The organism is Stutzerimonas decontaminans, from assembly GCF_000661915.1.
In the GTDB taxonomy this organism is placed as follows: Bacteria; Pseudomonadota; Gammaproteobacteria; order Pseudomonadales; family Pseudomonadaceae; genus Stutzerimonas; species Stutzerimonas decontaminans.
Genome location: NZ_CP007510.1, coordinates 37711 through 54444, shown reverse-complemented (window position 1 = coordinate 54444; position 16734 = coordinate 37711). Strand labels below are relative to the sequence as shown.

At 57.9% G+C, this 16734-nt stretch carries 26 protein-coding genes, 1 pseudogene and 1 other annotated feature; of the genes and pseudogenes, 14 read left to right on the top strand and 13 right to left on the bottom strand.

The genetic code is table 11. The features are described 5' to 3' along the window. Positions 1-54: 54 nt before the first annotated feature. The 6 genes and pseudogenes from UIB01_RS22155 to UIB01_RS23190 all read right to left on the bottom strand — a co-directional run bounded on the left by UIB01_RS22155 (position 55) and on the right by UIB01_RS23190 (position 4853). Positions 55-636, bottom strand: a complete 582-nt coding sequence (locus UIB01_RS22155; RefSeq protein ID WP_014819637.1) for an aromatic-ring-hydroxylating dioxygenase subunit beta — start codon at positions 634-636, stop codon at positions 55-57. 15 nt (positions 637-651) lie between these two features. Continuing rightward, on the bottom strand, positions 652-2001 hold the full coding sequence (locus UIB01_RS23000) for an aromatic ring-hydroxylating oxygenase subunit alpha (RefSeq protein WP_080695149.1): 1350 nt from the start codon (positions 1999-2001) through the stop codon (positions 652-654). 69 nt (positions 2002-2070) lie between these two features. Beyond that, positions 2071-2385, bottom strand: a complete 315-nt coding sequence (gene ndoA, locus UIB01_RS22140; protein WP_009399901.1) for a naphthalene 1,2-dioxygenase system ferredoxin NdoA — start codon at positions 2383-2385, stop codon at positions 2071-2073. A 143-nt stretch (positions 2386-2528) separates the two neighbouring features. Then, positions 2529-3515: a 2Fe-2S iron-sulfur cluster-binding protein gene (locus UIB01_RS22135; protein ID WP_014819639.1), complete on the bottom strand. Its 987-nt coding sequence runs from the start codon at positions 3513-3515 to the stop codon at positions 2529-2531. 136 nt (positions 3516-3651) lie between these two features. Then, positions 3652-4587: pseudogene (locus UIB01_RS22130) on the bottom strand (tyrosine-type recombinase/integrase); the annotation flags it as partial. Beyond that, positions 4530-4853, bottom strand: a complete 324-nt coding sequence (locus UIB01_RS23190; RefSeq protein WP_155268737.1) for a hypothetical protein — start codon at positions 4851-4853, stop codon at positions 4530-4532. The pseudogene UIB01_RS22130 and the gene UIB01_RS23190, both read right to left, overlap by 58 nt. Positions 4854-4935: 82 nt before the next feature. Here UIB01_RS23190 and UIB01_RS22125 point away from each other — a divergent pair, with 82 nt between their 5' ends. From UIB01_RS22125 to UIB01_RS22570, 7 genes are all read left to right on the top strand, one after another. Continuing rightward, the gene (locus tag UIB01_RS22125) at positions 4936-5235 is read left to right on the top strand and encodes a hypothetical protein (protein ID WP_040138043.1); all 300 of its coding nucleotides are present in this window, start codon (positions 4936-4938) and stop codon (positions 5233-5235) included. 2 nt (positions 5236-5237) lie between these two features. After that, positions 5238-5462, top strand: coding sequence for a hypothetical protein (locus UIB01_RS22120; protein WP_040138041.1), 225 nt, complete (start codon positions 5238-5240; stop codon positions 5460-5462). Between the two features lie 55 nt (positions 5463-5517). After that, positions 5518-6225 (top strand): phospholipase D family protein, encoded by a 708-nt coding sequence (locus tag UIB01_RS22115; RefSeq protein WP_040138149.1) that lies wholly within the window; start codon positions 5518-5520, stop codon positions 6223-6225. 109 nt (positions 6226-6334) lie between these two features. Next, complete coding sequence (locus UIB01_RS22110) at positions 6335-6517, top strand: hypothetical protein (protein ID WP_040138039.1); 183 nt, start codon at positions 6335-6337, stop codon at positions 6515-6517. A 580-nt stretch (positions 6518-7097) separates the two neighbouring features. Then, positions 7098-8320 (top strand): IS3 family transposase gene (locus UIB01_RS22100; protein WP_107320815.1). Its coding sequence is split into 2 segments (ribosomal slippage): positions 7098-7383 and positions 7383-8320, totalling 1224 coding nucleotides; the frame shifts between segments, so codons are not numbered across the junction. After that, positions 7376-7492: a sequence feature (AL1L pseudoknot), on the top strand. (Overlaps the previous gene by 117 nt.) 60 nt (positions 8321-8380) lie before the next feature. After that, on the top strand, positions 8381-9166 hold the full coding sequence (locus UIB01_RS22095) for a phosphoadenosine phosphosulfate reductase domain-containing protein (protein WP_230585325.1): 786 nt from the start codon (positions 8381-8383) through the stop codon (positions 9164-9166). Positions 9167-9238: 72 nt separating this feature from the next. Continuing rightward, the gene (locus UIB01_RS22570; protein WP_155268736.1) at positions 9239-9598 is read left to right on the top strand and encodes a hypothetical protein; all 360 of its coding nucleotides are present in this window, start codon (positions 9239-9241) and stop codon (positions 9596-9598) included. A gap of 408 nt (positions 9599-10006) precedes the next feature. On the opposite strand, the gene UIB01_RS22080 is transcribed toward UIB01_RS22570, so the two are convergent. From UIB01_RS22080 to UIB01_RS22055, 6 genes are all read right to left on the bottom strand, one after another. Then, on the bottom strand, positions 10007-10270 hold the full coding sequence (locus UIB01_RS22080; RefSeq protein WP_019405866.1) for a hypothetical protein: 264 nt from the start codon (positions 10268-10270) through the stop codon (positions 10007-10009). Positions 10271-10286: 16 nt separating this feature from the next. Next, complete coding sequence (locus UIB01_RS22075; protein ID WP_040138036.1) at positions 10287-10550, bottom strand: hypothetical protein; 264 nt, start codon at positions 10548-10550, stop codon at positions 10287-10289. Positions 10551-10563: 13 nt separating this feature from the next. Then, complete coding sequence (locus UIB01_RS22070) at positions 10564-10815, bottom strand: hypothetical protein (protein ID WP_019405868.1); 252 nt, start codon at positions 10813-10815, stop codon at positions 10564-10566. 86 nt (positions 10816-10901) lie between these two features. Next, positions 10902-11135, bottom strand: a complete 234-nt coding sequence (locus UIB01_RS22065) for a hypothetical protein (RefSeq protein WP_040138032.1) — start codon at positions 11133-11135, stop codon at positions 10902-10904. Positions 11136-11325: 190 nt separating this feature from the next. Next, positions 11326-12573 (bottom strand): DUF1173 family protein, encoded by a 1248-nt coding sequence (locus tag UIB01_RS22060; RefSeq protein ID WP_080695148.1) that lies wholly within the window; start codon positions 12571-12573, stop codon positions 11326-11328. Between the two features lie 31 nt (positions 12574-12604). Then, the gene (locus UIB01_RS22055; RefSeq protein ID WP_040138030.1) at positions 12605-12892 is read right to left on the bottom strand and encodes a hypothetical protein; all 288 of its coding nucleotides are present in this window, start codon (positions 12890-12892) and stop codon (positions 12605-12607) included. A gap of 209 nt (positions 12893-13101) precedes the next feature. Between UIB01_RS22055 and UIB01_RS22050 the strand changes: the two genes are divergently transcribed. The 7 genes from UIB01_RS22050 (at position 13102) to UIB01_RS22020 (ending at position 16417) form a co-directional block, all read left to right on the top strand. Then, positions 13102-13476, top strand: a complete 375-nt coding sequence (locus UIB01_RS22050; protein ID WP_040138028.1) for a hypothetical protein — start codon at positions 13102-13104, stop codon at positions 13474-13476. Between the two features lie 91 nt (positions 13477-13567). Continuing rightward, the gene (locus UIB01_RS22045) at positions 13568-14035 is read left to right on the top strand and encodes a hypothetical protein (RefSeq protein WP_040138027.1); all 468 of its coding nucleotides are present in this window, start codon (positions 13568-13570) and stop codon (positions 14033-14035) included. A gap of 83 nt (positions 14036-14118) precedes the next feature. Further along, positions 14119-14532 carry a hypothetical protein gene (locus UIB01_RS22040; protein WP_040138024.1) on the top strand — a complete coding sequence of 138 codons (414 nt, stop codon included), beginning with the start codon at positions 14119-14121 and terminating at the stop codon, positions 14530-14532. Positions 14533-14952: 420 nt separating this feature from the next. After that, complete coding sequence (locus UIB01_RS22035; protein WP_040138021.1) at positions 14953-15210, top strand: hypothetical protein; 258 nt, start codon at positions 14953-14955, stop codon at positions 15208-15210. After that, positions 15207-15629, top strand: a complete 423-nt coding sequence (locus UIB01_RS22030) for a hypothetical protein (protein WP_040138019.1) — start codon at positions 15207-15209, stop codon at positions 15627-15629. Before UIB01_RS22035 ends, UIB01_RS22030 begins: the two co-directional genes overlap by 4 nt. Continuing rightward, entirely contained in the window at positions 15626-16066 is a 441-nt protein-coding gene (locus tag UIB01_RS22025; protein WP_040138017.1) for a hypothetical protein, read from the top strand. Before UIB01_RS22030 ends, UIB01_RS22025 begins: the two co-directional genes overlap by 4 nt. Positions 16067-16147: 81 nt before the next feature. After that, on the top strand, positions 16148-16417 hold the full coding sequence (locus UIB01_RS22020) for a hypothetical protein (protein ID WP_019406417.1): 270 nt from the start codon (positions 16148-16150) through the stop codon (positions 16415-16417). 48 nt (positions 16418-16465) lie between these two features. Here UIB01_RS22020 and UIB01_RS22015 read toward each other — a convergent pair whose 3' ends face one another. After that, a complete protein-coding gene (locus tag UIB01_RS22015) occupies positions 16466-16729 on the bottom strand; it encodes a hypothetical protein (RefSeq protein WP_019406416.1) in 264 nt (87 codons plus the stop codon). Positions 16730-16734: the final 5 nt, after the last annotated feature.

The window sequence follows — 16734 nt, the reverse complement described above, 5'->3', positions numbered from 1 at the left end:
TTTGAACAATGGGACAGCTTGTAGCAGTCACCATTTGTAAAGGCGATTATTGGGTCACATAAAGATCATCACATTGTGCGTCTGGAATGTGCGCTCTGGATAATCAATCAATCGTTGGACCAACTTACGCGCTCCATCTTCGCCGCGCTTCCATTTATCCTCCCGAGTGGCATAGAAGACATCGACTTGATTGCCGCGTCGTGCTCGGTGAACAATTAGGTTGGAGCGAATGTGAAGCAAATCTTCATTTTCGTCCATTGCAGCCTGGATATTTGTGATGAAACGAGTAAAGCGCACCTTTGGACTATTGCCCCAGTTTTGCGGATCCAGTTGATGCGCTACGCGAACTTCCAGTTGTTCATAATTCTCGTTGAAAATGTTCATGGTTTCATTGAGCTGGTAACGGCGCTCGGAAGCTGAGCGCAGTTCGCGTGAGATAATCTGATATTTCACCTCTGAGTCCACGCAGTGCTCTAACCAGGCGCGGTAAGCCTGAATGTCTAAAAGATGCGCTTCCCGGGTTAGCAACGTGGTAGCTTCTTGTTGCAAAGCCTCGTCGCCGGAATTTAAGAAACGAAGAAACTCTTCGGCATCGTGGGCGGAGACAAGCTTGTCTTCTTGAATATTAATCATCATGGTCCCTCTCGTCTGTTAGCGATCAGTAGTCTTTGCCAGTTCGGTATGCCAATTTTTAGAGACATCCTCGAATTCAGCCCAGCTAGAGCTGCTGATGTGCGCGCCGTAAGCCCGATAGAAGCCACGATAACTGGTCTCGCCAATCGCCGATTTGCCGACGATGCCAGGATAAACCTCGTCGCCGTATACGTCCCCGCCGAAACCCAGGTTGGAAACCAGATCGCCATCTCTGGACTGATATTTCTTGGCGTTTTGCGATTCCGTTTCCATATTGTCGTTGTCGTCGCTTTCCCAGAAGCCAGCAGGCCCAAACGTTCTCTGAACCGCGTCGACCAAGCGGCGCTTGAGATCCTCGGGCATGTCTTTTTCGACCATGGCGTAGGTCCATACCTCAGTGGTATTTGCGTCGATCGGGTGCCATACCTTGAAGACACCCGAGCAGGTCAGAAAACTGTTGTTCGGGAAAACGGTGCCGTTGAGGTGGCTACGATAGATTCGTGCGCGAACCTCGCCAATTTCTTTGTTCAGCCGTTCCTGCTTAGCACCGCCGAAGGCCATCAATTCCGGAACCAGGTCTGCGCTGTGCACGCCTGAATATCCGTCCCACAACACACCCATGCCGCTGCCGTATTTGGAGGTCATTTGCAGACCTGCACCTTCTGGGGGCAAAGCTGCGTTGCCAGCTAACGACGAGAAGACCGACTGCCCTGTGCGAAGCGAAGCCGCATGCGTCCAACCCACGTGGTACGCATCCCCCACAAAGTTTTCCGCGGGCGCTTTCCAGTTAGCCTTGATTATGACCTTGCCTGGAGGACCGATCAGTTCTAGCCCTCCGGAATGCTTAAACATAGGCTCCAGGTACCAGCCAGCGTCCCCCATGTAGTCTTTGAGAGAAGGGGCTTCCTCATCGAAGCAACCATAGATGAAGCCATGGAAGCTCTCTACACGAGCGACTTCTTTCAATCCCATACATTTCTTGTCGAGCGCCTCGCCATACAGTTCTTTTTCAAACGGGACGCTCTGCAGTTCACCGTTAGCGCCGAAGCCCCAGCCGTGATAGCTGCAAACGAAACCTTTAGCATTACCTGCTTCTGCGTGTACCAGCGTCTTGCCACGGTGACGACAAACGTTCAGGAAAGCACGAATCGAACCGTCGTTCTGCCTGGAGACGATAACCTCATCAACCCCCATTTTTGCCGTAACATAGTCGCCAGGGGACGGAATCAGGCTGTCATGAGTCAGGAAAAGCCAGTTCCGAGCAAAAATGGTTTCCAGTTCGCGCTGGAAAAGTTCTTCGTCGCCATGAATCAGGTGTTTTTGGGTCAGCCCAGATTCACTCACCAAGTTTATATTTTTGTAATTCATATTTTCACCTAAAGAGATCGAATGGGGGGGATTACGCTCTAGGGTCCGGGGTGCCTCCTATTAAAATTCTCAGCTCAAATCAATCATCACACGCTGGCCCTCAATCTTCACCGGGTATGTTTTGATGTTCTGTGTCACAGGGGCGCACAAGGCCCTGCCTGTGCAAACATCAAATCTACCTTGATGCAAAGGACATTCAATTTCTCTGCCTTCTAGAAAGCCATCACTCATGCGGGCAGCACCATGTGTGCACAGGTTGTCGGTAGCGTAGATTTCGCCTTCCACTTCATACAGCGCTAGTTCCTTGCCTTCGACTGTCACGCCGAGGACGTCACCTTCAGGGATTTCATAAAGAGCGACTGCGTCAATCCATTTTTCTGTCATAAAGCTATCTTCAAATGGGGTGATGATGGAGTTAGAGATCATTCAGCTGTCCCAAATATTCTGACGCGGCTGTTGTTAGTGATGCTCATTTAAGTGTCTTCCTGATGAATTCTCGATGTACAGAGGTGCAGGGTCGGGGCAATTCAGACCCCGCTGGGATAGAAGGCATCGGCATAAATATGTTCGGGCGATATTCCAAGAACTTTGGCGACGGTGCATAGAGCGTCAACCATCGCTGGTGCGCCGCACAGGTAGGCTCTCCACCCAGCCAGCGAGGGAATGTCTTTTTCAATCAAATCGGTAATTAGGCCGGCTCGCTGGCCCTCATTAATCGGGCCCGTCGCGATCACTGTATGGACAGTCAGTTGAGGGTGGATAGCCGCGAGTTGGTTCAATCGGTCTGCGTCGTAAAGGTCTTGCTGACTGCGCACCCCGAAATAAAGGTGGATGGGGTTCGTCATTCCCGACTTCAGCGCGCCGCGAACAATCGACAGCACCGGTGCGAGTCCGGTCCCGCCGCCCACACACAGCATCGGCCCGGTGTGAGCCTGACGCAGATAGGCCGTACCAAGAGGCCCACTCAACTTAATGCTTGTACCTTCGCGGACGTGCTCGAAAATATACTCCGTGACACGCCCGCCCGGCACTTTGCGGATATGGAACTCCATTTCTTGGTCATCTGGCAGACCAGCCATTGAATATGGACGCACATGTTCGGGACTGAACTGTAGCGTCGCGTACTGTCCGGGTGAGAACTCAAAGGGCTTGGCGAGGCGAATGCGGATGCGACGAATATCGTGAGTGGGCGACTCGACGGCGACAACCATGCCTTTGATGATTCGCGCCGGGTGAGTGACTATGTCGTCTGAGTCTATGATCTCAATTGCGCAATTGCTGGTGAGCACTGACTGACAGGCGAGTACATAATGCTCTTCGATGCGATTTGAGTCACCGCTTTTCGCCGCCGAACTAATGACGCTGCCATCTATAACTCGGCAGCGGCAAGTACCGCATCGTCCAGACATACAGCTGTAGGAAATACCCACACGGTGCTCACGGAGCACTTCCAAAAGGTTGGCACCGGAATCAAAAGGCAAGCGGCGATTGTTCGGTAGTACGAGAAGTTCCATAGATCTAGCTTCTTTATTTATATGTTTTATGGTTCCATGGTGATTAGCTGTATTCTAATAGTCAATAAACCATAAATGAATATTAATATCACCGCTATGAATAATCCAGGCCATCCCTTACCGGCCCGTTGTTTGACTACACGACCCCGACCCGCAGCGGGGTCCATTCGCTTTCCTTCACCGCCGTGCTCACGGCCATGACGCGCTTGTCGAGATTGCTGGCAGTCACGCCCTCCAGTGCCGAATGCCCCCGCAGCACCAAGCGCGGTTGCAGCAGTGCATGGTAGATCTGCCAAGGGTCCGCACCCCTGGTCAGCTTCAGGACAGACTGGATCAGCTCGTGCTTGAGCGGGTCGAGGTGCCAGTCCGGCACGCGCTGGCCGCGGTTGCCCACGTTCAACGCCAGCAAGTTGCCCGCCTGGATCTCGTAGCTGATCCACCTGCGAGATTTGCCCGCCATCTTGGCAAACGCAGCGACGGGAAGGTTGTGCGGCGCTTCGAAGACATCGAACAAATCCATTCTCTCGCGCTGAATGTCCGAAGGCACCAGCGGGGCGGCCGATCGCTGGGGCGGCACTGCCGGCAGCCGATGTGCGGCGGCAGAAACCAACGGCATGGCGTCACCCGGCTTCGTCACGAGCAGGCTTGGCGAAGCGGCAACCGGCGTAGAGGGCGCGCTTGCGGTTTGCTCACTCGGGAATGCGGGCACACCTTCCAGATGCACGGTGAGCGGCATGCTGGCCGCCTCGACCTGGTTCTGCGCGAAGAGGTCGAGGCGATCGGCCCAGTCCTGCATCATGCGACGACACTGCTCCACGTACGCGGCATGGTTGTAGGTCGCGCTGACCTTGTTGGGATCGACATGCGAGAGCTGTGCATCCACCCAGACCTTCGGGTAGCCGATCTCGTTGAGCGCAGTGGACATCGTGCCACGGATACCGTGTCCGGTCAGGCGTTCCTGATAGCCCATGCGTTTGAGCGCACCATTGAGCGTGTTCTCGCTGATGCGCTTCTTCAGGTCGCTGTCGTGCCGGAACAGGTAGCGCTGGGCCGGCTTGAACTCATCGAGCAGGTCTGAACGGTTTCGCCGAGTTCTTTTTCGCTGACCTTGCCGATGAAGTGGAATCGGCCAAGCGGATGCGCCCCAAGCTCAACACCAAGACGCTCGTGCGAATGAAAGGCGATCCGGACGGCGAGCTTCAGGTCTACAGCGTCGCATTCAGCCCCGAGGTAAAGGCGCGCCTTAGCGACCGCCACGGGGACAAGATCGAGTTCTTCATGAACGAGAAGATCAACGATCTGCTGTGACCCTTCCCGCCCCTTGGGACGACGTTTCAAGGGGCAGCCCCGCGCACCCCTTGGGATTTCCCCGATCTGGGTGATAGTGGGTCATCGCCATCGCGAACCCACGGAGCCCACGATGAACCTCGCCGCCAGCCGCCAGCCGCTTACCCTCTCTCAACCCGACCTCAACCCGAGCCGGCTGCTGATGGCGCGCACGGCGCAGGCCGAGGCCCGCTTCAAGGCCTTCGACTTCACCACCCCGGTAGTCGAGTCGAGCGCCTGGCTCGATACCCACGCCGACAACTGGTCGAAGGTCTGCTATTGCGAGGCGCTTTTTTCCACTCGATTCGTTCTGCATGTACGCTTTGCGCCCTGCACCGCCGAGGTGGCCGAGGTGTATGCCGTGCAGATGAGCAGCCGGTATCAGGCGTGCTGATCATGCAAACCGAACTCGTGCATGCCGGCCAGATCCGACCCGGCGACACCACGCTGCGCGAAGGCGCCCAGGGCGAGATCCGCGAGCAGGTGCTCGCGGTTTCCCAGCGTAAATTCTTCGTCACGTTTCGCGTCTCGTGCGCCGGCAAGGAGTACGACATGACGGAGCGGACCAGCAAGATTGTTCGCCGCTTCGCTCGCTTCTGCCGCTGCGGCAGGGTTGGGTAAGTCGCTTTGTTGTACCGTCAGTAATTTCACACCATGAAAAGGGGCAATGGAAAATATGCCGAAATTCCTCAACACGAGTGCCACGAATTACTACCTGGAAGAGTTGATCAAGAACGCGAAGGAGCGGCTGATTCTGATCAGCCCCTTTCTCAAGATCAACGATCGGATTCGCGAACTTTTGGAAGACAAGAACCGCATGAAGATCGACGTTCGGATCGTCTACGGCAAAAGCGAACTGCATCCGCAGGAAATTAATTGGCTGAAAAGCCTGAGCTTCGTGCGGACCAGCTTCTGCAAGAACCTTCACGCCAAGTGCTACCTCAACGAGGAAGTGGCGATCATTACCAGCCTGAACCTCTACGACTTCTCCCAGGTGAACAACAACGAGATGGGCGTGATGCTCACGCGCGAATCCGATGCCGAGTGCTACCGCGACGCCTACGAGGAAGCCCAGCGCATTGTCCGCGTCAGTGATGAGGTTCGGATTGCAATGGAGATGGTGGCCAAGCCCGAAACGCTTGGTGCGGAAGCGGAAGATGAAAGCGACAACGGCAGCCAGCATTCCAAGCTCACCACCTCGAAGCTCGCAGCGAGCCTTGGCCTGAAAACCCCGGATCTGCTCGAACGCCTGGTTGGGGCTGGCCACTTGGAGCTGCGCGGCACCATGCACTACCTAACAGATCAGGGTAAGACCGCAGGCGGGGAGTTCCGCAAGGGACGCGCCGGATTTTATTTCCTCTGGCCGCTCGGTTTCTCCGTTTGATCACCCGGCCGGTCACGCAGTAGTAGCCTGCTGCGCGCCGGCCAGATCAGCAGCGACTTGGATTTCCTCCGCGCCGTGTGACGCTGGACGCCTCACCAAGGAGGTTTCCATGAACGACGACTTCACGCCCCGCCCCACCGGCAGCGGCGCGAACGACACCCGCCTCGCTGCGATGGCGAGGCGCAAGGAGCTGATGAAGATCGCCCGCGGCGAGCCGCTTGGGCCGAACGATACCGATCGCGTGATCCGACTGATGGAGCAGCAGGGCATGCTGGCTTCGCCGGCACCCTGAAGACCGCCCGCACCGGCTCCGGCCGGGCAAACAAAAACGCCGCATCTCCGGGTCTCGGTCATGCGGCGTTGTCGTGCCTGTTCAACTACTAAGGATTCCTTGGTAGTTGCCTGCTCGTGCAAACGGTTATTCGACGATAACAGTCACCTCAGCCGCTGGGATGCCGCTGGAGCCGTTCGATGTAATGGCGCAGGTGAGTGACATCAAGGTTCGGCTCCAGGGCGGCTGAGCGGGCCACCAGCCAGTTGCCGCTCAGTGCGTGGTTCTCATCCAGGCGGGCGAGATCAATTCGCTTTGTCTCGACTAAGCTGTACCTGCTGCAGCAGGGGCAGAACTTGGCTGTGACCGTGACTGCAACCTGGCAGGTGCTGCAGCGCTTGCCGTGCCCATCGTGCTGGTCGAAGACGAAAAGCTCCGAGGCGCGAATGATGATCGCTCGTTTCTCCCGCTTTTTGAGTAGCCACTTTGGGACCTTCGGCCCCGCGCATAGTCCAGGGTAGTCCAGTTCATTATCCTGCTCCGGCTTCGGGTGAACCGCCCCGGCTTTCCCGGAGGCTCCAACTCTTGAGAGGATGGAGCCATGAAGACGACGACGAAGTACTCCCCGGAAGTCCGCGAGCGAGCGGTTCGACTGGTATTGGAGCATCAAGGCAACCACGAGTCGGAATGGGCAGCGATTTGCTCGATTTCTGCCAAGATCGGTTGTACCGCCGAAACACTGCGCCGTTGGGTACGCCAGGCCGAGCGCGATACTGGCAAACGTGAAGGCCAGACCAGCAGCGAACGCGAGCGGATCAAGGCGCTGGAACGTGAGGTGCGTGAGTTGCGCCAGGCCAACGAGATCCTGCGCAAGGCGTCCGCGTATTTTGCCCAGGCGGAGCTCGACCGCCGCTTCAAGCCATGAAGGCGTTCGTCGATGAGCATCGTGCGGTTTATGGAGTCGAGCCGATCTGCCGGGTACTGCCGATCGCTCCATCGACCTACTACGCCCATGCACATTGCCAGGCCGCTCCCGAGCGGCGTTCTCCGCGAACACGGCGTGACGAGGTACTGAGCGGGCATATCCAGCGGGTCTGGGAGGAGAACTTCCAGGTCTACGGCGTGCGCAAGGTCTGGCGGCAACTCAAGCGCGAAGGCGTAGTGGTGGCCCGTTGCACGGTGGAGCGACTGATGCGGCGACTGGGTCTACAAGGTGTCGTACGCGGCAAACCGGTCAAGACTACGATCAGCGACAAGGCCACCCCGTGCCCGCTGGACAAGGTCAATCGCCAGTTCCGCGCCGAGCGGCCAAACGCGCTCTGGGTGTCGGACTTCACCTACGTCAGCACGTGGCAGGGCTTCGTCTACGTGGCCTTTGTTATCGACGTATTCGCCCGGCGTATCGTCGGCTGGCGCGTGTCCAGCTCAGCCCGCACAGACTTTGTTCTCGATGCGTTGGAACAGGCGTTGTATGCCCGCCGACCGGTCGGCCAGGGCAGCCTGATCCATCACAGCGACCGTGGCGTGCAGTACGTCTCGATCCGCTATACCGAGCGCCTAGCTGAAGCTGGGGTCGAGCCCTCGGTGGGCAGCGTGGGCGACTCCTATGACAATGCCTTGGCCGAGACCATCAATGGCCTGTACAAGGCCGAGGTGATCCATCGTCGTTCCTGGCAGAATCGGGAGGCAGTGGAGCTGGCGACGCTGGAGTGGGTGGACTGGTTCAACCACCGACGGCTACTGGAGCCCATCGGGAACATGCCGCCGGCAGAGGCCGAAGCGATCTACTATCAGCAACTTACCGAGTCGGCCCAAGCGGCATGACTCACACCAAAGAGCCTCCGGAATTCCCGGGGCGGTTCACTGCCCTGGAGCACTCCAAGCATGCGTTTCTGCACGTCAGAGCTGAAGAGCGCTGTGATTGCCAGCTATCTCAAGAAACGTTTCAAAGGCCAGGAAATTCTCAACGTCACCGGAATTCGTCGGGAAGAAAGCGCCGGTCGCCGCAAAGCGGACGTTGCCAAGGCAGATCCACGCCTTGCTCAGCGCGGCGCCCAGGGTTTCACCTGGAATCCGGTGATCGAATGGAAGATTGATGAGGTGAAGGCTGCGATTGCGCGGCGAGGCCTGGAGCTTCATGAGGCCTATACCCGGTACGGGATGACACGGGTTTCCTGCGCATTTTGCATCATGTCCTCAGCGGCAGATCTGAAGGCCTCCACCACCTGCATCGACAACCAGGATATCTACCGCACGATGGTCGAGCTTGAGGCCAGCTCAACATTCGCATTCCAGTCTAACAACTGGCTGGGCGATGTCGCTCCACACCTGCTGGGCAGCGAGCTTGCAGATCGGTTTCAAGCTGCAAAGCGGGCGGCACAACTGCGCGAGATTGCAGAGAAAAAAATTCCCCTCGGGTTGGAGTACCAAAAGGGCTGGCCCACTCGCCTGCCGACGATGGACGAGGCGAAGCGGCTTGCTGAGGTTCGGCATACGGTTGCAGGACTCGTAGGGGTTGAAGCGCTCTATCTTGATCCGGCAGCGATCCTTGAGCGCTACGATGAGCTGCTGCGGGCACGTATCGACGCCACCCCTGCTGTGCCTGTCCATCTGGCGTTCGACTCCAGTCAGGCCAACAGCTGGGGGCAGCAGGCGGCGTTCGGCTTCTGATGCGTGCACTTGGGTTTCTGCAGGATGGAGTGATGCTGAACGCGTCCAAACCATTGCGCAGAGGTATGCAGCATGTTCAAACCCAACTCTCGTGTTATCTGGAGCAGCACTGATTCAGATGGGCCGGGGCCGGTGGTGGCCACGGTAGTTGGTCCTCTGAGTCCAGCTGAATACGACCGAGAAGAGGTCGGGCCGATGTTCACGATCAGCTTGCCGAACGGAACCACGGAAACCGCGTTCGCGGATGAGCTTTCGGCGGCGGATGCGGCGCCCGATTTTGCCGTGATGAACCGAGCCGAATTGTCAGCCTGGTATGAGGAGAATGTCGGCTACGATCTCGGTCAGGATGATCCAGCGATGACGCTTGAGAGCTATCGCCAGCAGTGCGGTGAAATGTTTGCTCTACACGCGCTGGCCGATGAGAGTTTCTGAGGGATAAGGGATGCTGTAGCCTTCGCTCACGGCCATAGCGTCCAGCCCATTCCAGTTCGAGCGGCCAATACCCGGATGATTACTTGGACCTTCTTTTTCGTATCGGTGATCGCGGCCTGTGTTCACCGCTATAGCGGCAATCATCAGAAATGCACGATCACATTCCTACTGCTGGGGAGCGTAACGCTTTGGATGCGGGAGGATTGGGAGCAGATGCCTCATATCTTCAGCGCCGACACCCAACTGGTGATCTGGACGGTGTTGCAAGCCATTTTCGCTGGCATTGCCTTCTATGTCCGGGACATTCCCGTTGAGGACTCACACAAGGTCTAGTGCCGCCTCGTGAGTGCCGTGATAGCAGCGCTTACACATGCCGCTGCCGTCAGACGTTCTTACCCACCCACTGCGTCATGCATATTCACCGCGCATCAGGCCGTCATCGTCTGGTGCGCACGCACCGTCGCCGCCATCGAACACACCGTCAAGCGAAGCCAGTACCAGCGCGCCGCGCGGGTGGTCATCCTTGCGAAGTGAGCCCGAGCCCGAGCCGCCAAACACGCACAACCCCAGCGCCTGCGCCTGCTTGGCGTAGCGCGACAGGCCGCGTGTAATCCTGGCCACCTCGGCGGGGTCGAGGCCTGCAGCTTGGCATTCTGCGTCGTTCACATACATGGGGGCGGGTTCCTTTTCAACTCGCCATTATTCGATAGGCTTCAGTGTGCTGCGCTTCGATATCGAGCAGTGCTTGCGTGCCCTCTTCACTGAGCCCTGATTCAGCCTGGTGGGCAAGCGACAGTAGCGCGTTCAGCGAGTTGTAATGCCCCAGGTATTCCAGCCATGCGTCCTCGCCTTTGGCGGCTTTGATGCCGGCCGCTTTCTGGCCGTAGTAAACCAGCACAACGGCCAGTTCCCGTTTAGCGTTGGCGATGATGGTCTGTTCTAGTTGCGTCATGTAGAGGTTCCTTTCAGTTGGTGGCGGCTTGACGCTGCTTGCGCGCTGCGACCTTGGCCCATGCTTCGTCAGCGTCTTCGGTGTGGCCGCAATGCACACACTGGTAGCCGCTGCCGTCGCCGGCTTCGGCGTCGTGAAACTCCATCGGCGTGAAGTGACACATCGGCGCCGGGCCGGTGAAGTGCTCGCGCATGGCCTCGTCGTAACCGGCCATGATCTGCATAAAGCGGGCTTCGTCTTCAGGGCTTATGGGCTGCTCGATCATGGAGGGGATTCCTTTCTATTGGGCTGAGGCTATGCGGTGACGCTGCCGATCCTGATCTTGGGTGGGGCATTGAGTCGGGATGGCAGCTACTGACGCTCATTGTCGGAATCTGATTTCGACCGGCGCTTATCCTGCAGCGATACCAGGAAAGTAACGCCCAGCACCGCTATTGCTGCGATAAGAGGAGACAGCCCCACAAGAATCATCTTCATCACTTCCCAAGCGGGAAACATGAAAAATGAGGCGACCACCGCGCAACTGATCCAAATCAGAAGCACGGCTATGGCCTTGAGGATGGAATGGGCGTCCAGGCTGAGCAATTCGTTTCCCCTACGATCATAGATGCGAGCATTTCAGTGCTGGCCACAGAAGCCAATGGCTCGCGCAGTATCTTATCTGGGTAAAAGCCCCTGCGGGATAGCGAGGTTGATGCATTTGCAGGCTCTCACGCCTCGCGGGAAACCCAAACGGTCGCAGAACAATTTTGCTCAGCCGGCGACGCAAGCATCCTTATCGGCGGGCCGCTGGTGGAAAGTCCGGGATCTGGAGCCCTCTGGGGTCACGGAAAGCATTCCAGCTCCACCAGGCAGTCGGGCCGTATTCGCTGTTGTAATGGTTCACCTTGTCCGCCTTGCGCTGAAGGTACTCCGGCGTGCCCATTCCAAACACCTCCATCGGGAATTTTGCGTCAACATCGAGCAGCCAGAAATCGGGGAAGACGCAATCCTCGTCGGCGTCAAACCGCATTGGCTTCTCAAATGCCCGACCTTCGGCGCGCAGCTTCGACTCGATAACGGCCTCGAACCCAGAATCGAGTGGAATCCACTGCTCAGAGAGGTGCATCAGGGCAATGTCCAGGATCTTGCCATAGGCGCTCTTGGCACCGGCTTTCATCTCGACGTGGGCGATAGCCATGACGGTATCGCCTCGCATCCAAGCGGATAATTCCTGCCGGAAACTCTGGTGCACCCGGCCCCACTGCCCTTTCTGCAGGTACAGGGTCGGCATTCCAAACGGCCAGCTCAGCGGCAATTTTTCAAGCCCATCACCGTGTTTCTGGGCGTCGTACCGAGCAAGCGGCGCGACCACAACCAGGCGCCTGCTTCGTTCCAGCGCTTGTGCGGCTACCCGTTGGTTGGCCTGTGCGCCTTTTCCATCCTTGCGCGCGGGCACTAGCAGAACATCAGCGATGGTAAGCCTGTCCGTTGCGACGCGTTCAGCTGCTCGGCGAAGGGCGCTGCCCACTACCAAGGCGTTGCGCTTGCCTGCCATCGCCGGGTACCACGTATTCAGCCGTGATTCCTGCCATAGCAGATGCAGAAGGCCCAGCAGAGTCATCGCAGGTTTGCGTGCACCGGGGCGGGAAGGAGCAGGCTCGCTGTCATCAGCCGCTTCCCTGGCCGGGAGAATCCTGATGCCGCGTGCAAGCCTGATCCGCAGCTGTCCATCATCCCCCTCCTCCACCACGCCCTTGTCGTAACCCTGCATCCCGGAATGCTCGGGGGCAGGCGCATAGAACCTGCATTCGTTGGAGTGTTCGTACCCGGTCAGGGGGAATCGTGCCAGGTGGTAGGTGCCCGCCCGAGGCTTGATTGCCAGCTTTCGGTCACCCCTTCCAGGACAACAGCAGGTACCGTGTGAATGACCGTAGTGTTGAGCCAACACGCGCTGCCAATGCGCGGCGAAGCGTTCGGCAGTCTGGAATTCCTTTGAGTACCGTTTGCCCCCGATCAGGACGGGAAAGATATGATCGACCATTGCAAGCCTCGGATTTCAACTGAGGGGGAGATTAACTCCCCGGTTTTTCCGCCTGGACGCGCTCAGTGGCCTGCTGGCCTGTGTAAATGCAAAGCGCCGAGTTGAAGCCGTTGTAGGTAACGGCATAGTTGAAGTCGCAGAAGTAGGCGGGATGCTTGGTCGCAATGGCGTCGCCGGCCTTGCAGTGTTCTTCGATGGTCTCGACCAGGGAATCATTATCCGCCCCGAGGCAGGCATAGCCGGTGGTCTTGTCCTCGCTGCAGCCGGCGAGCAGTGCAGTAGCCGTGGCGACAGCCGCCACGATGAGAATGCGTTGCATGGGTTTCCTCCAGTGAATTAGTTGGGCCGAACGGAATTCGGCTTCGCTTATTCTCTGGGAAACCTCAGCGCAATAATCCTCTAATCCTGCAGGATTGTTGTCGGTTTAGGCACGACCTGGCGTCACGGTAATGCGAGTGAGCAGTGCGGTAGTTGGGTTCTCCTGAGCGCGGGCCACTATCAGGCCTCTACTCTCGAAGGAGCTACCACATGGCACGTCAGACACACATCCCCGGTCTTGAGCAGCTTCAGCTCAACGGCATCGCATACAGCTGGAACGCAACTATGGGGGAATATTGGTCTGAATCCGGCGACCCGCGCGTTCTTCAATCCGAAGAGATTCACGCCTGGCTTCTGGCGTTCAATACGAAACGCCCTTATTCCCCTGAGGGGCAGAAGATCGAGGCGAAAATAATCGCTCAGGATGTATGCTCGGTAACCGACCGCCCTCTCTTCGGCCTGCGCTTTCTGGACCACACTCGCGGCATCTGCGGCGATGTGCTCGTGTCGGAGGTCACCGCCGACGCCCTGATGGCCGAGTACGACGCCGGTCGATACCAGAGTCTTTGGACCGGGGCCTTCTAGCTCGCCAGTGGCGCGGAGCGAGGATTCTTGGGATTTCGGCAGTCACTGACAACATGGGGTCATCTTCTTCCCCGATCCGAGGAACCGCCCCATGAGTCATTCGCTTATCGCTATCAAAACCAGCTGCAGCGTCCCGGAGAAAATGCACGCGCAATCTGTGTTGGCAGGACAGGGACTCGTAGGTTGCCGCTATCCGCACACCATGACAGAGGTTCCTCTGTCGATTCGGCATTTCTTCGAGGAGGTGCCAGCAGCACCGCCTGCAGAAGCCAGTGACTCCAAATTTGAAGAGCAGTACAGCGCAGCGATGGCTCGGTTGGCAACGGAGTTCCCCAGCTCCGACACGCCGGCGCCAAGCCTCGAAGTGATGCAAGCCAGCATCACCACCATGCTCGATAACGAAGTAATCAGCTTCCCGACATTCGAGTCTTTCCAAGCCTGGTGGGAAGGACTCAACGCCTATGAAGAACTCGATACCGAGATGTCGGTGGCTGAGCATCTGCCGTTGCTGCGTATTGCCTACAACGCGCTCGTGCATGAAGGCGTTATTGCCGTTTAAGGCAGGTGGATTGCCTCGCCAAGTTGGGTTTCTCAGCGCAACACCGATTATCGAAGTGCCCGCCACTTCAGTACGGAGACACCATGAACGAAGTAATCAGCCAGAACGCCGAACCTGTATCGGCGCGATTCACGACCCATGCAGCCGGTGAGGTAGCGGTAGTTACGTCAGCCCTGCATAAAGCTGAGCGGTTCATTGAGGGCTTCGAGGATGACGCGGAGCAGGAAGGTATCGCGGAACTCTTGGCTGACCTACGAGCCGCGCTCCGGGTGGTTACTGGCGAGCCACACACGGCGACAATTGCTGCCGAGAAGAACTACTGCGTAGTCTTCAGCAACTACACCGGCAACCTCATGGCCTGGGAAGGGACGGCGGATGAAATCCGCAAGTACCTGGGCAATCGTGAGATTGTTGGCGCACTTAGCGCCGTTGACGAAGAGTCTGCGATGGCCAAGTGGCGGTTGATCAACCACGGGAAGACTCGCGAAGGTGTGTGAGGCCATGCGCGTCCGTTCTAGCGCGGACCACCGCTCATGGTTGCTACCGGGACTACGGCGGCGCCTGTTCGAAAGGAGCCATAATCGACATGACTGAGCCGACACAAACCCTGTGCACTTCCAAGACCGGCAGTGACGTGCTGAGCATCGAGCGCACCGGCCGTAAATGAGGGAAACAGCCATGACGATGCGGACCTACCGCTACTTCGCTTGCACTAACGGTCACCAAGGCGAAGAAAAAACCAGCGAGAACGATCAGCCATATTCTGCTTGCTGGGAAAGTGTTTCGACTAAAGGGCTCAAAGGAGCCCCGAATGGCGGTTACCTTTGCGCAGTGTGCGGGGCGCCGATGGCCGAAGTTCCCAGGGCCGAGATGCCTAAACCTGATGCACTGTAAGCGGCTTACGTTGGAGATGGATTATGAGGAAGTCAAAAAGCGAGCGTCTGCAGATCGATGCGCTGATGATCAATATCAAGGCCGCGTTCGCGCTCGCCCTGATCGCGGGTGTTGGTCTTGTCTTTTCATTCGTTGGCTCGCCGATGGCTGAGATCGGCGGCCAGCTGGCAGCTAGTCGCCCACTTATGCTGATTGCGCTTGGATTCGCTGTTGTGTCGGTGATCCTCAGCGCCATCAGGATGCGGCGCTTGGGTGGAGCAAAGGGAAGGAGCTTGCAGTGAGGCGGGTATTTTCTTCTGTGATCGGGCTTGCGACGGTTCTTCTCGCCGGTTGCGGAGAGAGCAAACCCTTCCCCCGAGTAGATTTCCCCGTCGCGCCGGGACATTACGTGCAGTTCTATCAGGGGGCGGGAGCCAAGGTCTACACTGAGTTCTCCAGGGTGGATAAGGCAGGACAGGCGCAGTCCCTCGTTTCTGGCCTATGGCATGGCCGTTTCAACCTCAGCAACGGCGTCGAGAACGAAACGCTGTACCTGAACGAGTGCGGCATACTGGTCACATTCCACCGGGGCGATGTGGATGTGGTGCGCACCACCTATGACGTGAACTCCTACGTGCAGCGCGACGCCTGCCCGCTCAATCCGCTACCGGCAAACTGGATCGCCGTTGGCCCCGGCGCACTGATCGGGACAACCAAGTGAACGCCGCCGAAACCTACCAGATCACTCTCACCCGCGAGCAGCTGCAGTTGCTGTGCCGTGCGACCGAAACCTGCAGTCGGCTGGTCATGGGTCAGATGGATATGGCGTTGGATTACCTGCGCAACCGCGACGGGGAGATGATCAACGGCTATGAACTCACCCGTGCGGTAGAGGCCATCACCAAGCCCGCACAGGGCTTCGCTCCCAACCAGAGTGGCGGCGTGGGCTGGCATGCGACCGGCGACCAGCTCTGGGACATGTTCACGCAAATGCGCCACCGTCTTGCCTGGGATTCCGCCATTTCTCAGGGGGTAATTTCTGCTGGCGAGCCGCGCAAGTGGCCTGAGATGGGGGGTGTTGCCTATGACGCCCCCACGACGCTGACCGGCGCTGGTATCAAGATCGAGCGCGTTACTGCCGATGACCATCAAGGTTGAGCTTAATGACTGCTGCCCTTGGGTTTGCCCTGTGCAGAGCTATGGTAGTCAGCAAAGATCGCTGAAAACGAGGTTTCGCAGATGAATGCCACACTTCCCAGCCTGGACGCCTTGCCTGTCATCCGGCATCCCTATGCGGATTACGGCCTGGATGAGGCCGTGCGCCTCGCTGTAGCTACCAAGCGCATACGGATGGAGCCGGAGCCAAAGAACTTGATCGAGGTGCGTGAAACCATCGAGGACATGGCAAAGCGCGCGAGCCACCTCTGGTGCACCGGCATGGCCGCTCTGGACGTGCTTGATGCCGCCATTGACGGCCGTGATCTGCGCCAATCCTGCCGTCTCTGCTGACGCTTAGTTCTGAGGCGAGAAAAACCCCGCCGAGGCGGGGTTTTTTTGTCACTCTTCATCGTCGCCAGTTACACCCAGCCGCTTGTAACTCTCCAGAACGCGGGCGCATTCGGAGGAGCCATTGCGCGTGCCGTCTGAGATCGCACCCTTCACGGACTCAAGCCCTGCCACGAACCCAACCAGCGTGCCGGCTTCAAAGCCTTCCTGAAATCCTTGCTCGTGCCCACGCTGTAGGCCGATCTCGAACGCCGTTCGCGCCGCAGCATCGACCGCCTTGGCTGCGAACTGATCGTACAGCTCTTCTTTCTTCATGCCAT